This window comes from Tabrizicola fusiformis (genome assembly GCF_013328815.1).
Classification (GTDB): domain Bacteria; phylum Pseudomonadota; class Alphaproteobacteria; order Rhodobacterales; family Rhodobacteraceae; genus Fuscibacter.
On sequence record NZ_JABUHN010000012.1, the window covers coordinates 52,258 to 67,695 of the forward strand.

General features: G+C 65.1%; 14 protein-coding genes. 6 read left to right on the forward strand and 8 right to left on the reverse strand.

The features are described from left to right. Positions 1–13 precede the first annotated feature (13 nt). The 3 genes from HS053_RS17450 to HS053_RS17460 all read right to left on the reverse strand — a co-directional run bounded on the left by HS053_RS17450 (position 14) and on the right by HS053_RS17460 (position 3,651). Positions 14–850: an ABC transporter permease gene (locus tag HS053_RS17450; protein WP_174212523.1), complete on the reverse strand. Its 837-nt coding sequence runs from the start codon at positions 848–850 to the stop codon at positions 14–16. A 264-nt stretch (positions 851–1,114) separates the two neighbouring features. Next, on the reverse strand, positions 1,115–2,266 hold the full coding sequence (gene ssuD, locus HS053_RS17455) for an FMNH2-dependent alkanesulfonate monooxygenase (protein WP_174212524.1): 1,152 nt from the start codon (positions 2,264–2,266) through the stop codon (positions 1,115–1,117). Beyond that, positions 2,263–3,651, reverse strand: coding sequence for an LLM class flavin-dependent oxidoreductase (locus tag HS053_RS17460; RefSeq protein ID WP_174212525.1), 1,389 nt, complete (start codon positions 3,649–3,651; stop codon positions 2,263–2,265). The genes ssuD and HS053_RS17460 overlap by 4 nt, the downstream gene beginning before the upstream one ends. Before the next feature lie 397 nt (positions 3,652–4,048). Between HS053_RS17460 and HS053_RS17465 the strand changes: the two genes are divergently transcribed. Beyond that, positions 4,049–4,495: an RrF2 family transcriptional regulator gene (locus HS053_RS17465; protein WP_174212526.1), complete on the forward strand. Its 447-nt coding sequence runs from the start codon at positions 4,049–4,051 to the stop codon at positions 4,493–4,495. Here HS053_RS17465 and HS053_RS17470 read toward each other — a convergent pair whose 3' ends face one another. The 5 genes from HS053_RS17470 to HS053_RS17490 all read right to left on the reverse strand — a co-directional run bounded on the left by HS053_RS17470 (position 4,496) and on the right by HS053_RS17490 (position 10,550). Next, on the reverse strand, positions 4,496–4,981 hold the full coding sequence (locus HS053_RS17470; protein WP_174212527.1) for a hypothetical protein: 486 nt from the start codon (positions 4,979–4,981) through the stop codon (positions 4,496–4,498). It lies immediately after the preceding gene. A 2-nt stretch (positions 4,982–4,983) separates the two neighbouring features. Continuing rightward, the gene (locus HS053_RS17475) at positions 4,984–6,414 is read right to left on the reverse strand and encodes an FAD/NAD(P)-binding protein (RefSeq protein ID WP_174212528.1); all 1,431 of its coding nucleotides are present in this window, start codon (positions 6,412–6,414) and stop codon (positions 4,984–4,986) included. A gap of 208 nt (positions 6,415–6,622) precedes the next feature. Then, the gene (locus HS053_RS17480) at positions 6,623–7,891 is read right to left on the reverse strand and encodes an SfnB family sulfur acquisition oxidoreductase (RefSeq protein ID WP_174212529.1); all 1,269 of its coding nucleotides are present in this window, start codon (positions 7,889–7,891) and stop codon (positions 6,623–6,625) included. 5 nt (positions 7,892–7,896) lie between these two features. Continuing rightward, positions 7,897–9,135, reverse strand: coding sequence for an acyl-CoA dehydrogenase family protein (locus HS053_RS17485; RefSeq protein WP_174212530.1), 1,239 nt, complete (start codon positions 9,133–9,135; stop codon positions 7,897–7,899). A gap of 23 nt (positions 9,136–9,158) precedes the next feature. Continuing rightward, positions 9,159–10,550, reverse strand: coding sequence for an LLM class flavin-dependent oxidoreductase (locus HS053_RS17490; RefSeq protein ID WP_174212531.1), 1,392 nt, complete (start codon positions 10,548–10,550; stop codon positions 9,159–9,161). 572 nt (positions 10,551–11,122) lie between these two features. Between HS053_RS17490 and HS053_RS17495 the strand changes: the two genes are divergently transcribed. Genes HS053_RS17495 through HS053_RS17510 form a run of 5 tightly spaced genes read left to right on the forward strand, consistent with a single transcriptional unit; the run spans position 11,123 to position 15,433 of the window. Further along, a complete protein-coding gene (locus tag HS053_RS17495; RefSeq protein WP_174212532.1) occupies positions 11,123–12,145 on the forward strand; it encodes an ABC transporter substrate-binding protein in 1,023 nt (340 codons plus the stop codon). 6 nt (positions 12,146–12,151) lie between these two features. Then, on the forward strand, positions 12,152–13,141 hold the full coding sequence (locus HS053_RS22185; protein WP_206677622.1) for an ABC transporter permease: 990 nt from the start codon (positions 12,152–12,154) through the stop codon (positions 13,139–13,141). Next, positions 13,141–13,917 (forward strand): ABC transporter ATP-binding protein, encoded by a 777-nt coding sequence (locus HS053_RS22190; RefSeq protein ID WP_206677623.1) that lies wholly within the window; start codon positions 13,141–13,143, stop codon positions 13,915–13,917. The genes HS053_RS22185 and HS053_RS22190 overlap by 1 nt, the downstream gene beginning before the upstream one ends. Next, the gene (locus tag HS053_RS17505) at positions 13,910–14,206 is read left to right on the forward strand and encodes a hypothetical protein (protein WP_174212533.1); all 297 of its coding nucleotides are present in this window, start codon (positions 13,910–13,912) and stop codon (positions 14,204–14,206) included. The genes HS053_RS22190 and HS053_RS17505 overlap by 8 nt, the downstream gene beginning before the upstream one ends. Next, positions 14,207–15,433 carry an LVIVD repeat-containing protein gene (locus tag HS053_RS17510; protein WP_174212534.1) on the forward strand — a complete coding sequence of 409 codons (1,227 nt, stop codon included), beginning with the start codon at positions 14,207–14,209 and terminating at the stop codon, positions 15,431–15,433. Positions 15,434–15,438 lie beyond the last annotated feature (5 nt).

Consider the following 15,438-nt stretch of genomic DNA (forward strand, 5'->3'; position numbering starts at 1 on the left):
GATGGGAAGGGGATCAGGCGCGGAAGTCTTGCTTCCAGCCGGTCAGGCGGCGTTCCAGCGCGACCAGCGCCCAGTTCGCGGCAATGCCCAAAAGGGCCAGCACGATGACGCCGACATAAAGAAGGTGAATGCTCATCAGGTATTGGGCGTTGACGATCAAATAGCCGAGGCCACTTGAGGCGCCGACCATTTCGGACACGACCAGCATCAGGAAGGAATAGGTCGCAGCCAGCCGCATTCCGGTGATGATCGAAGGCAGGGCCGAGGGCAGGATGACCTTGCGGAACAGGGCGAAGGGTTTCAGCCCGACCGAACGCGCGTATTTCACCAATGCCGGGTCCGCCTGCTGCACGCCGGTCACGGTGGACAGAAGGATCGGCCAGACCACCACCCAGAAGATGATCGCCACATTGGTCAGGTAACCGATGCCGAAAAACAGGATGAAGGCCGGGAACAGCGACACCGGGTTGGTCTGGCGCAAAAGCTGCAACAGCGGGTTCAGATAGGCGTCCAGTTTGCGGAAATAGCCCAAGAGCAGCCCCAGCGGCACGGCAATGCCCACACCCAGGGCAAAGCCGCCAAAGGCGCGTTGCAGGCTGACCCAGATCTGCGGCCAAAGCTGGCCGGAAAGCGCGAACTCCCAGCCTTTGACCAAGACCTCCGAGACGGGGGGCAGGAAGGTGCGGTTGATCAGGTCAAGACGCGGCGCCAGCTCCCACGCCAAGAGGAACACGGCAATGGCCAGCGTGTTGCGAAACACGGTTTCGGCGGCCTCGCGCAGGGCGAGCCTTGTGAGAGGGGAGGTGCCAGGACCGTCCAGAACGGCGCCGTCAAGTGTGGTATGGGTCATTCAAACCTCGGGCAATAGGGGACGGTTCCCGCAGAAGATGCGGGTTTTCAGAGGGGGGCGGGTTGATGGCGGGCTTACGATGCCCGGGAACAAGGGCGCGCTGTCAGGGGTGGGGTACCATATACACGATTAACTTACGCGACATTAATGGCGGATCCCGTTCCTTTGCCATTCCAAACTCGGTATTTGAAAGAGAACATTGCAGTCGCAGCATCTGTGCGGCGTGGCAGCAAAATTCCGGCTGCCACACCGCGGCCTTGCCCGTCAGCTTGCCGATGCCCGGCGGCTGTCAGAGCGCACGTCGAACGCCCCGCCGGTTTGCAGCGCGCCGCGTTCGGTGACCGGCTCTTTGCCGATCAGCGGGAAGACCAACTCGGCAAAGCGCTGCGATTCCTCCAGATGCGGATAGCCCGACAGCACAAAGGTATCGGCCCCGGCCGCCTGATATTCGCGCAGCCGTTCGGCGATCTGTTCGGGGTCGCCGACAAGGGCCGTGCCCGCGCCGCCCCGCACCAGACCGACCCCGGCCCAGAGGTTCGGGCCCACCACCAGCCTGTCACGCCGTCCGCCATGCAGGGCGGACATGCGGGCCTGTCCGTGGGAATCCATCCGGGCCTGATTGGCCTGTGCCGTGGCGATATCCTCGTCCGACAGGCGCGAGATCAGGCGATCCGCCTCGGCCCATGCCTCGGCCTCGGTTTCGCGGGCGATGACGTGCAGGCGCACGCCGAACCTCACCTCGCGGCCAAGTTTGGCAGCGCGGGCGCGGATGTCGGCGAATTTCGCGGCCACCGCTTCGGGCGGTTCGCCCCATGTCAGATAGGCATCGACATGTTTCGCCGCGAGGTCATGCGCCGCCGGGGACGATCCGCCGAAATAGAGCGGCGGATAAGGGCGCTGCACCGGCGGATAGAAGTTGCGGGCCTTTTCCACCCGAATATGCTTGCCGGTGAAATCGACCGCTTCGCCGGTTTGCAGAAGCTGCCGCCAGACCGTCAGAAACTCATCGGCGGCTTCATAGCGCTGGTCATGTGGCAGGAACACCCCGTCGGCGGCAAGCTCGGTCGCGTCGCCGCCCGGCACCACGTTCAAAAGAAGCCGCCCGTTCAGCGCCTGATCCAGCGTTGCCGCCTGCCGCGCCGAGGCGGTCGGCCCCATGATCGACGTGCGCAGCGCGACCAGAAGCTTGATCCGGTTGGTCACATGCACAAGGCTCGCGGCGGTGACCCAAGGATCGTGGCAACTGGACCCGGTGGGGATCAAGAGGCCGTCATAGCCCAGCCGCTCTGCCGTCACCGCGATGTCGCGCATATAGGCGCTGGTCGGCGGGCGGCCGAAATCGGACCGGCCCAGATAGCGCGTATCGCCCGAAGTGGGCAGGAACCAGAAGATTTCGGGGGTGGGAAGGGCGCTCATTCCGCCGCTCCTTTCAGGTGGGGGCCAATGCGGAAGGCATGGGCGATATGGGTTTCAGGCAGGCGGTGGCCTTGCCCGAAAATGCGGTGGCGCAGGCTGCCTTCGCCGTAGCCGGTTTTGTAAAGACCGCGCGTTTGCAGTTCGGGCACCACCAGATCGGCAAAATCGACATAGCTTTCGGGGGTGACGATGCGCGACAGGTTGAAACCGTCGATCTCGCCCTCGTGCAGCCAGGATTCCATCTCGTCGGCGACTTCGGCGGGGGTGCCGAGCGCCAGCGGATAGCGCCCGCCAAGCGCCAGTTGGTCCAGAAGCTGCCGCTTGGTCCAGCCCCGGCTTTCGGCCAGTTTCGCCGCCGACTGGATGGCATCGGTCTGGCCGAAGGGGATCGGATCATCCAGCCCATAGCGGGCAAAGTCGATGTTGAGCGAGGCTGAATAATGCGCCAGCCCGGCCTCGGGGCTGGCGGCGGCGCGGTATTCGGCCAGTTTGTCTTCGGCGGCGCTGCGGCTGGTGTCGGTGATCACGGCAAGGCCGTTCAATATCCGCACGTCCTGCGGATCGCGCCCGGCCTCTGCCACCGCCTTTCGGATGGCGCGCGAGGCGGCCCGCGCCGCCGCCTTGTCGGGCACCGAGATGAAGACGCATTCGGCATGGCGGGCGGCAAACCGCTGTCCGCGCCCCGAGGTGCCGGCCTGAAACAGCACGGGTGTCCGCTGTGCCGAGGGTTCGGACAGGTGATAGCCTTCGATCTGATAGAACGGGCCATTGTGGCGGATCTTGTGAACCTTGGCCGGGTCGGCATAGATCCGTGCGGCGCGGTCGGCGCGCACGGCATCCTCTTCCCACGATCCTTCCCAAAGCTTGTAAAGCACCTCAAGGTAATCGTCAGCCTGATCATAGCGCAGGTCATGGCCGGTCAATGCGTTGCGCCCCAGCGCGCGGGCGGCACTGTCGAGATAGCCGGTGACGATGTTCCAGCCGATGCGCCCCTCGGTCAGATGGTCCAGCGTGCTGATCCGGCGCGCAAAACTGTAGGGCGGTTCGGTGTTCACATTGACGGTGATGCCAAACCCCAGCCCCTTGGTGACCGAAGCCATGGCCGAAACCAGCATCATCGGATCATTGACCGGCAGTTGCACGCTTTCGCGGGCGGTCACCCCGATGCCGGCGCCATAGACATCGTAGACACCCAGAATGTCGGCGATGAAAAGGGCATCGAACAGCCCGCGTTCCAGCACTTTGGCCAGATCGGTCCAGTAGTCCAGCCGCTTGTAGTTTACCGATGTGTCGCGCGGGTGGGTCCATTGGCCATGGTTGATATGGCCGACGCAGTTCATGTTGAACGCATTCACGATCATCGGGCGGCGCGGTCGATCAGCCATGCCTGCGCCCTCTACGGCCTGAGACGCGGGGCGCGCATGGAAAAAGATGGTCAATCATGTGGATTATTCCGGCGCTTGTCGCGGGCCACCATAGGCGTGCCACCCGTCAGAGGCGATTCCAAAGCCGTCGCCGCAAAGAGGTGAAAGCCGTTGGCCCCGCGTGGGACAGGAGAATTATGTTCCGCCGGTAGAAGAAAGGAACTGCTGCCGCGCCCGCAGCCACCGTCGGGATGATGCCGGGGCCGGTCTCGATATGCGGCCCCGTGGCGGCACATTCTCTGTCTATTTGAATATTCAGGCGATAGACTATAAAGGGGCGGGAGAGTTGTCAGAAGGGTCGTAAGACAGGCCCGCACCGGCATTTCTGCGGCGTGTTGCGATTGGAGGCGCTGGCCGGATGTTGACGATGAAGGGCAAATACGGCCTCAAGGCGCTGTCCGACATGGCACTGGCCGACCCGGGTGCAGTGCTGCAATCGGCCGAAATCGCGCAGCGCCACGGTATTTCCAAGAAGTTCCTCGACGCGATCCTTGCCGACCTTCGCCTTGCCGGCATTGTCGTCACCCGCAAGGGGCGGTCGGGCGGCTATCGTCTGGCCCGTCCCGCCGATGTCATCTCGGTCGGCGAGGTGCTGCGGGTGCTGGACGGCCCCCTTGCGCCAATCGCCTGCGCCAGCCGCAGCGCCTATGTGCCCTGCACCGACTGCCGGGACGAAAGGGCCTGCGCGGTCAGGCTGGCCATGCTGGAGGTGCGCGATGCCGTGGCTTCGGTGCTGGACCGCAAGACGCTGATCGAAATGGCCACGGCGGGGTTGGGGCGCGACAGGCTGGCTGTGGCCGACTGATCAGGGCTGCGCGGCCAGCGCCCCGCTGCGCTGCAGGGCCGACTTGCGCGCGGCGTGCAGGGCCTGAAACGCCGGGCTTTGCAGGATGCCGGTCGTCCGGTCAGCTGGCAGATCGACGGCCCGCCATGCAAGGTTGAGTGCCGTGCTTGCCCCGATGGTCAGCACCGGAAAGGCAAAAGGCGTCTCGGTCAGTTGCACGCGGATATGCGTATCCAGCCAATCGTCGGGAAAGAGCAAGACCGCCCCCATCACCCGGACCGACAGCGACTGCGTGGCCACATGCTGCACAAGGGCGCAGGCAGGACCGGCGGCGATGAGCCAAGGGAAAGGTCCGCTGCTGCGGATGGCGCGGTCCAGATCCTGCTCGACCTGTGGCAGGCCGTGGCGGCTGGCCGGAGCGTGCCGGATCAGGGGTTGGCCTGCCAGACCACAGCGCCGCCACGCTTCGGCGGCATGTCGCGGCTGGCTGACCAGAAGGCACCGCATGATCAGCCTGCGGCAACCGTTGCCGGCACGGGTGTTGCCAGACGCCCTGCCACCAGATCGGCAATGCGCAGGGCCCAGCCCGTCACCTCGGGCACGCCCATCAACTCGCCCACCGTGCCGCGCGCCAGCGGGCCACCGATCAGGATACGCGGGTCTGCCGGGCCATCGGCCGTCAGTGCGGCACCGTTGGGCGCCGTTGCCAGCCCCAGCCCCAGATCGTCGGCCCGGATCAGCCCCAAGGCAGCAAGCGCGGACAGAAAGCCAGAGCGGGCAATGACATCGGAATGGGATGGGCCGGTCGCCAGCACGATGCGGTCAACCTCCAGCGTCAGGCGGTCCGCGCTTTTGCGCAGGTTGATCCCCAGCCGGACCTGCCCGCCAATCGCCTCTGCCGTGGCGATGCGCCCGGCAAGGGGCAGAACACGCCGCCCCGCGATGGCCTTTTGCAGCGTCTCGTGGGTCTGGGGCGCGATGCGGAAACGGTGAACATCCCACAACCCCCGCAGATGCCGCAGAAAGCGCCGCCGCTCAATCAGCGGCAGGGCCGACCAGATCGCCGGACCCTGGGCGCGCAGCCGGTCAAAGGCGGCGTGCCATGTCAGGCCCGCCGCTGCATCGGCCCGCAACACGGCCCGCACCCGGCGCAACAGGCCAAGCGCGGTCTTTTGCGGGCGGCTGGCGAAATCGCCGCTGGTTTCGGCCTGCACCGGGCCATGGGGAGCCGAAAAACGGCCGTGCCGCGACAGCATGTCGATCCGTGCCAGATGGCCGCGCCGCGCCAGCGTTGCCACCACATCCGCCCCCGTCAGCCCCGAGCCCAGCACCAGAACCCGTTCGCGCGCCGCAATCCGGTCCAGCGCGCCGGGGGCATAGGCATCTGCAATCAGCGCGGGGTGACCGGCCAGCGCGGCCAGTTCGGCCGGAATGCGGGGGGTAGGATGGGTGATCGACAGGATCAACTGATCGGTGGCAATCTCGTCGCCGTCCTCCGTCCTGACGATCAGCTTGCCCGCGTCCAGCCGGGCCGAGGCGGCGCTGCCCTGCACATGCCGGATCTGGCCGCTGGCCAGATAGGGGCGCAGGCGTGCTGCAACATAGGTCGCAAAGACCGCGCGGGGGGCAAAGATTTCGCCGCGCAGCGTTGCCGAGCCGGAGGGCAGGGCGGGGGCTTCGGGCGAATGCAGCCAGCGATGGAAGTCTTCGGGATCATCGGTGGCCAATGACATCTTGTGATCGGGCACATTCAGCCGATGTTCAGGGTCGGATGTGGAATAGGCCAGCCCCTGACCCAGCACTGCACGCGGCTCGATCACGGTGATCTGCACCCGCGCAGGATCGGTCCGGCGGGCAAGGTGATAGGCAATTGCCGCCCCGGAAAGCCCGCCGCCGACGATGGTGACCTGGCGTGCGGTGCGGTTGAAGTGCTGGTTCATGTTGGGTCTGAAGCTCCCGCGGGGTGGTCGGTCTGTGTCGCATAATCACGACAAGGTATGTAGTTATTATTGCCGGACGCAGGCGAAACGCCATTCCAAAGATCGGGCACCGGGGGAAACCCCATTCTCCCGCACTGTGGTTTGACGATCAGGGTCGTTGCAGGCTGGCGGGGGCAGCCCGAAAGTCGCCCCCGGCGTGGTTCTGCGCCTAGTTCCAGGGATGGCGCGGCGGGTGGGCGTCGTTCAGATAGAAGTTGCCGATATGATAGAATTTCCACCGCACCGGATCGTGCAGCGTATGCACGCGGGCGTTGCGCCAATGCCGGTCCAGCCCGTGCTGGGCCAGCGTGGCCCGGGTGCCGGCCAGCTCAAAGAGCTTGTTCGTTGCCTCAATGGCGATCTGGGTGGTCAGAACCTTGGCCTCGCCGGTGCGCAGGGTCGCCTCTGACACTTTGTCCAGCGTCGGGTCGGCATAGCCGGCATCAATCGCCCGGCCGGCAATCTCCAGAAGCGCCTCGGCGGCGTGCAGGCGGATCTTCAGCTCGCCGATGGCGATGATGGTCAGCGGGTCTTCGCTGGCCTTTTCCTTGCCGCTGTCGATCCACGGGCGGGAATGGTTGCGCACGAAGGCGATGGTGTCGTCAATCGCGCCCCGTGCGATGCCCAGATCAATTGCCGCCTGAATGATCTGCGACAGCGGCCCGGCGATGGTAGGATGTTCGTCAAAGCTTTTCAGCCGCACGGCACGATCCTTGGGCACGCGCACATTGTCCAGCCGGACCCCGCCCGAGGCGGTGGTGCGCTGGCCAAAGCTGGACCAGTTGTTGGTGACCGTCAGCCCCGCCGTGTCGCGGTCGATGAAGACCAGATAGCCGACACCATCCTGCACCGCGACAGTGGGGATGATATGGGCCAGAAGCGCGCCGGTGGTATAGAATTTCTCGCCGTTCACCACCGCCTCGTCGCCCTCGAAATGCACGGTGGTTTCAAAGCTGGCGACAGTCTTGCTGTTCAGTTCGGAAAAGGCATTGCCATAGCGCAGGCCCTGCAAGGCCCAGTCGAAGGCGCGCTTCTTCTCCGCCTCGGTGCCTTCCAGATCGACGGTGTTGACGATTGCCAGATGGTTCTGGGTGATCTGGGCAATCGCCGGATCGGCGGCGGCGATGATGGAGATTACCTTGGCCAAGGTCGCATGTGACAGGCCCGGCCCGCCATAGGCCCGGGGCACGTTGATCGACCAGAGGCCGCTTTGCGAATAGGCGTCCAATTCGGCCACGGGCAGCAGCCCCTCGCGGTCGCGGAGTGCCGCGCCGGGGGCGAATTGCGCGGCCAGCCGGTGGGCAATGGCGATGGCCTCGGCATCATCGCGGACCACATGGGCGGGCGTCGTGGGGCGCGGGCGCGGCGGCACCGGATCGGCGGAATTGACGCGGGGGTGAAGCTGGTGGTCGATCTGCGTGGGGTTGAGCGATCCCATCGGGGTTACCTTTCGGTTTTGGGCAGATCGGGCGTGCCGATCTGCCACAGGAACGGGGGTTCGGTGCCGTTGACCACATGGTCGCCAAGGATGCGCTCCTTGAAGATCAACGGGTTATGGTTTGCAGCGGTGCGGGCGTTGCGCCAGTGCCGGTCCAGCGCCAGCCCGGTATCGGTGGCAGAGGCGCTGAGAGCGTTGAAAATGTCACTGGTCGCCCGCAGCGCGAGGTCGGCGGCGACAGATTGCGCCCGGGCCGAGGCGAGTTCCGCCTCGACATTGGCGGCGCGATCTGCCGCCTCATCGTTCAGGAACCGCGCTTCATAGGCGGCCTGCACAGCTTCGGCCCCGGCAAGGGTGGTGGCGCGGGCGGCTTCGGCAAAGGCATGGGCGCGGCCGATCACCTGCAAAAGCTGCGGGTCTTGCGCCGCAACCGGCGCGGTGCCGCTGCTGTAAATCCGCTTGCGCGCCTTGAGGAAGGCCGACGCCTCGCGCACCGCCGCCGCCGCTGAACCGGCCAGAACCGCGTTCAGCACGGTCTGGTAGAACGCGGTCTGATAGGGAAAGCGCGTCTCAAAGGCAAAGACATGCGCGGCGGCGACGGGGGCGGTGGCGAAGGTGGTGGTGCCGCTGCCAGTGGTGCGCTGGCCAAAGCCGGTCCAGTCATCGGACCGCTGCACCGACGGCTGCCGCGTATCCACCGCAGCAATCACCGCCGCGCCATCGGTGCTGCGGGTTGCCAGCACGTCGATCCATTCGGCAAAGATCGCGCCGGTCGAGTAATATTTCACCCCTTCCAGCGCGAAATCGGCGCCCTGCGGCACCAGCTGCACCTTGCGCTCACCCAGCTTCACATCGCCCACTTCGGACCAGGCATTGCCGACGATCTCGCCCGCGACGAAACGGGCGAACCACGGCTTTGCCACCGCCTCGGGGCGGGCCAGAATGTCTTCGACAAAGGCGAAATGACCGCGCAGCGACTGGGCGATATTGCTGTCCGCCTCGGCAAGGTCGATCAGCAGGCGGAACAGGTCGGGGATCGTGGCTCCGCCGCCGCCGTGTTCCACCGGCACCCGCAGCGCGCCAAAACCCGCCTGTTTCAGCCAGCCGATCTCTTCATGCGGCAGGCGGCGCGTCACCTCGCGCTGCACGGCGCCTTGGGCAATCCGGTCCAGCACGGGCTGGAACCGCGCCTTCAACGCGCCATAGCGCGAGGCCAGCGGCCAGTCTCTTTCGCTGCGTCCCATTTCTTGGATCCCTTGTCTGTCGGTTACTCGGCCGCGACCCGACCGGCGGCCAGACGCGCGCCAAGGTCGCGGTAGCTGGCGCCGGGGTGGGGGGCTGCCAGCCGGTCGCCCTTGCCGAAAAGCTGATGGCGCAGGGTGCCGGGGGTGTAGGCGGTGCGGAAAGCGCCGCGCCGCTGCAATTCGGGCACCAGATAGCCGGCGACCGATTCAAAGGTTTCATGCGCCACGACATAGGCAAGGTTGAAGCCGTCTACCCCGGTTTCCTCTTGCCAAGCCTGCAATTCGTCGGCGACCTTTTCCGGCCCGCCGACGATCACCGGGCCAAGCCCGCCGATGCCCGCCCATTGCGCCAGTTCGGCCACCGACCATTGCTGACCATGGGTGAAATGCTCCAACAGCGATTTCACCGCGTTGGTGTCGATCTTGCGCACCAGATCGGTCGGGGCATATTGGGCGAAATCCACCCCGCTCCACCCCGAAACAAAGGTCAGCGCCCCGTCGTATGAGGCATGATCGAGGTAACGCTGATATTTGGCCTGCGCCTTGGCGTCGGTTTCATCGACAATCACCGTGGTCAGGTTATAGACCAACTGGCTGCCCGGGGCGCGGCCGTGGGCAGCGGCCTGGGCACGCAGATTGTCGATATAGCGTTTCAGCACCGGCTTGGTCGGCGCGGCCACAAAGACGCATTCGGCATGGCGGGCGGCAAAGTCGATACCGCTGGCGCTGGCCCCGGCCTGATACAGCACCGGCGTGCGCTGCGGCGAGGGTTCGGACAGGTGATAGCCCGGAACATCGAAGAACTGCCCCTTGTGGCGGATTTCGTGAACCTTCGATGGATCGGCGAAAATCCGGCGCTCGCGGTCGCGCAGGACGGCGCCGTCTTCCCAACTGCCTTCCAACAGCTTGTAGACCACCTCCAGATATTCGTTCGCCACCTCATAGCGGTTGTCGTGGCGGCGCAACCCGCCTTCGCCAACGTTCTTTGCGCCGCTTTCCAGATAGGAGGTGACGATGTTCCACCCCACGCGCCCCTTGGTCAGGTGATCGGCGGTCGTCAGGCGGCGGGCAAAGGTATAGGGATGTTCAAAACTGGTCGAGGCGGTGATGCCGATGCCCAGATGCTGCGAGGCCATCGCCAGGGGCACGGCCAGTTGCAGCGGGTCGTTCACCGGGATTTGCGCGCCTTCGCGGATCGCATCGTCATTCTTGCCGCGATAGACGTCATAATAGCCGATCACATCGGCGATGAAGATGCCGTCAAAAAAGCCGCCTTCCAGAATGCGGGCCAGATCGGTCCAGTATTCCACATCCTTGTATTGCCAGGACCGATCCTCCGGATAGGCCCAAAGCCCCGGCGACTGATGCGCGACGCAGTTCATCTCGAAGGCATTGAAGTGGATCTGTCGGGTCATCGTCGGGCACTTTCCAAGGCTGCGGGGAATGCCGCCAATCTTCGGTCTGGTGTCCAATTTGTCTATAGAATGAATGGACGTATTTCTGTGGGCGCGGGGGTGGCGCCGTTCTCCCGGTGCCGGGGCTGGGGAAAGATTTGCCTCTGCGGCGACCTTGGGCGCTGCCGCGGGCACGCGGATTGCCGGGGATGGCAGGTCACTCTGTTCTGTCCGGGCTGGCACAGCGGGAATATCCTGCCTTTGTGCGGGCATTCTTTGGAATGGGCGGCAGTTGCGCCCGTGGTGTTGTGCCCGGGCCGGGCCAAGGGCGATTCGTGCCGATGGGTGCATGGGGTGGGCTCTGCCCCCGGTCGGCGATCGTGCCGGGGGCGGCGTCGGGTCGTCGTCGTCGATCTGGCCGCGGCTCACAGGCGATTCCTTCGCTGCCCCAGAACTGGCCCGTTAAAAATGAAGTTATCCTGTGGATGATTTCTGAGGTCCAAATCTGCTCTTTCCGGCGCGATCTTCAGAAACCGTTTCCCGGGAAAACGCCGTAGGTTGCCGCCAACAGAACCAGATTGAGGGGCATTGTCATGGGAACGAATTCGGGCGGGCTGTTGTCGCGCCGTCAGATGCTGGCGACCGGGGCCGCGGCTGTGGGTCTGGGGGCTGCGGGCATCGTGACCGGGCAGGGCACGCGCTATGCGATGGCGGGCAACCTGACCAAGATCAAACTGGAATGGACCGAGGTGGCCGCCTGCCATTCGCCCGTTGGTTTCGCGCTTGAAAAGGGCATCTTCACCAAGCACGGGCTGGATGTGGAGCTGTTCTATCAGGGCGCCAGTGGCCAGACCCTGATTCAGGCCCTTGCCACCCGCAAGGCCGAAGCCGGGCCGGGGCTGCTCTACGACTGGCTGAAACCGATCGAGCAGGGCTTTGACGTCAAGCTGTTCGCAGGCTCGCACGGCGGCTGCCAGAGCATCCTGACCCCGCAGGACAGCGGCATCAAGACGCTGACCGACCTGAAGGGCAAGACCATCGGCACGTTCGATGTGATGTCGCCTTCGCGCGTGGCCTTCTCGGTTGCGCTGAAAAAGGCGGGGATCGACCCCGAGCAGGACGTGACATGGAAGGTTTTCCCGTTTGATCTGGTGGCCGAAGCGGTTCTGCGTGGCGAGGCCGATGCGCTGGCCCATATGGACCCCTGGGCCTACGGCTGGGAAAAGGAACACAAGTTCCACCGCGTCGCCGATACCCAGACCGGCACCTTCCAGGATCGTGTCTGCTGTGTGCTGGGCGTGAACGGTGATTATCACGAAGCGAACAAGGATGCGCTGAAGCGTGTCGCGGCTGCCAACCTTGAAGTTCACCAATATGCCGCCGAGCATCCCGAAGAGGTGGCGCAATGGTATTTCGACACCCTGCGCCCCGGCATGTCAGTGGAAACGCTGACCGAGGTTCTGGCCTCCTTCACCTATCACGCCCACTGGTTCGGCGACAAACTGCGCGATGAGGTCAAGCGCGGCTACGAAGACCTCAAGCTGACGGGCGTTGTCGATGCCTCGACCGACCCGGAAGAGATCGCCAGCCGCATCACCATCGACATTTTTGCCTGACCTTTCATGACCGAAGCGATTGATTTCAGACAGGCCGGGTTTTCGGCCGAGCGCCCCTTCCGCCCATGGCGGGAGGGGATTTTTGCCGCGCTGGCCTGGGGGGCGACGGCGGCCGTGACATGGGGGCTGCCCGATGTGATCCAATGGGGGGCCACGGGGCTGTTCGCCAGCCTCGCCGGCCTTGTGGCGCTGGTGTTCCTGACGCTTGCCATCCTTGTGCCGCTGCGCGGCTGGCAGGGCGGGGTGCTGACGCATTATGGCCCGTGGTTCATTGCGCTGGGGCTGTGGCTGCTGGTGTGGGAAATCACCACGGCCAAGCTGGGCTGGCTGCCCAAGCCGTTCTTTTCGCCGCCGCAGGGGCTGTTGCATGTCTACATGACCGATTGGGACCGGTTGTTGATCTGCGTGGCCTACACGGCCCGGCTCTGGGGGCTGGGCTTCTTTCTGGGCATCACGCTGGGTTTTGCGGGCGGGGTCGGCCTTGGCTGGTCGAAACGCTTTGCCTATTGGGGAATGCCGCTTTTGAAGCTGATCGGCCCGGTTCCGGCAAGCGCCTGGATTCCCTGTGCCTTTTTCATCTTTCCCAGCACGTTTCACGCCTCGGTCTTTCTGGTGGCGCTGGCCTCGGGCATTCCGGTGGCGATCCTGACCGCCTCGGGGATATCGCAGGTCAATCGGTCCTATTACGACGTGGCCCGCACTTTGGGCGCGTCGAGCCGTTGGCAGATCAGGAATGTGGCCATTCCGGCGGCGCTGCCCAATGTCTTTGTCGGCCTGTTCATGGGGCTTTACTACAGTTTCGCCGTGCTGGTGGTGGCCGAGATGCTGGGCGCCAAGTTCGGCCTTGGCTGGTATCTGCAATTCAACACCGCCTATTCGGCCTATGCCAATGTCTATGCGGCGCTGGTGATCATGGCGCTGATCTGCGCCGGGCTGGTGCGGGCGCTGTTTTCGGTGCGCGACCGGGTTCTGGGCTGGCAGAAGGGAATCCTGTGATGCTGGATCACGCAACGGTTCAACCGCTGGGCCTGACCTTCGACCGCGTGTCGCATGGTTATGACATCGGCAAGTCGGTCCTGCCGGTGCTGGAGGATGTCTCGCTGGACATTCAGCCCGGAGAATTCGTGGCGCTGCTTGGCCCCTCGGGCTGCGGCAAGTCCACGCTGCTGCGGCTGGCCGCGGGGTTGGAGGTGCCGCGGCGGGGCCGGGTTCAGGGTGACGGCAGGCCGGTGACCGCCCCCGGGCCTGACCGCATTCTGGTGTTTCAGGACGCCACCCTGTTCCCGTGGCGCACCGTTCGCGGCAATGTCGAGGCCGGGCCGGGGGCGCGGGGCGAACTGGCCGCCAAGCGCGCCCGCGTGGACGAGGCGTTGCAATTGGTGGGGCTTGAGGCGTTTGGCGATGCCTTCCCACATCAGCTTTCCGGCGGAATGGCGCAGCGCGCGGCGATTGCGCGGGCGCTGGTGAACGATCCGCGTCTGCTGTTGCTGGACGAACCCTTGGGCAAGCTGGACAGCCTGACCCGGCTGAACCTGCAAAAGGATCTGGTGCGGCTGTGGCAGGTGCGCGGCTTTACCGCGATTCTGGTGACGCATGACGTGGAAGAGGCGCTCTTGCTGGCCGACCGGGTGGTGTTGTTCAGCCCCCGCCCGGCGCGGATCGTGCAAGAGGTGCGGGTGGACAGCCCCCACCCCCGCCGTCGCGATGATCCGGCGCTGATTGCCACACGTTCGGCCCTGCTGGCCAAGCTGGGGGTGCTTGAAGATGTCTGACCATCTGATCCGCCCCCGGCTTTTCGCCACGCTGGGCGGGGCGGCGATCGGGCTGGCCCTGATCTGGTGGTTCGCGGTGTTCGGCACCGTGGTTCGCAACGGCTATGGCAGCTATGGACAGGCCAGCCAGTGCATCTGGGGGCAGGATTATGTCTGCACCCTGCTCCTGTCGCTTTGCACGCTCGACCATCCGCTGATCCCCAGATTCTACCGGCCCGAGCTGTTCTGGGCCGGGGCGGCCTTGGTGGCGGGGGCCGCGGCGACAGGTTTGCGGCGCAGGCGGGCCTGAATGCGGTCGCCGGATTTCGCGCGCAACATGCGCTTTGTCGGCCATTCCGACGTGGCGGGCCGCGGCGACGGAATGCAGATCATGCTGCATCGCGGCCATGCCTATCTGGGTCATCCGTTTTCGGGTGGCTTCTCGATCGTCGATCTGCGCGATCCGCGGCATCCGGGCGAGGTGCGCTTCATCCCCGCGCCGCCAAACACCTGGAACCTGCATCTGCAGACCCATGACGATCTGTTGCTGGTGGTGAACGCCTTTGATCTGGTGAACGGCGTCAGGGCTTTCGGGGATGAGCGGGCCTATTACACCCAATCGGTTGGCCAATATGTGACGGGGGCGCAAGATTGGGCGGCGGGGATGAGCGTCTATGACATCTCGCGCCCGATGCAGCCGCGAAAGATCGGCCAGCTTGATATCGCGGGGGCAGGGTTCCATCGCATCTGGTATGTTGGCGGGCGTTATGCCTATGCCTCGGCCCTGTTTGCGGGTTACAGCGATTATATTCTGGCCGTCATCGACATGGCCGACCCGACCCGGCCCGAGATTATCGGGCGCTGGGGCCTGCCCGGCATGGCCCCGGGCGAGGGCGGGCCGCCCAGCCCGCCGGGGCAACGCTGGGCGCTGCACCATGCGGTGATCAGCGGCACCACCGCCTATGCCTGTTGGCGCGATGGCGGGCTGACGCTGTTGGATATCTCCGACCCGACGCAGCCGCGCCTGATCCGCCATCTGAACTGGTCACCGCCCTTTGGCGGCGGCACGCATTCGGCGCTGCCCCTGCCTGCGCGCGATCTTCTGGTGGTCGCGGATGAGGCGGTGCTGGACGGCGAGTCGGACGGGCGCAAGCACACCTGGGTCTTCGACATCCGAAGCCCGCAGAACCCGGTCTCCATCGCCACTTTTCCGATCCCGGCCGAGGCGGATTACATCGCCAAAGGCGGCCATTTCGGCCCGCACAACCTGCATGAAAACCGCCCCGGCAGTTTCGTCTCCGACAGGCTGATCTTTGCGACCTGGCAGAATGCCGGCGTGCGGGCGGTGGATATCTCGGACCCCTGCCACCCGGTTGAGCGGGGCGCCTATGTGCCCGCCGCGCCGGACCGCGTGATCGACCCGCGCCCGAACCGCCCGCGGGTGATCCAGACGGCCGATGTCTTTGCCGATGCGAATGGTCTGCTTTACCTGTCCGATTACGGTGCTGGGATCGAGATTGTCGAGTTCACCGGCTGAAACGC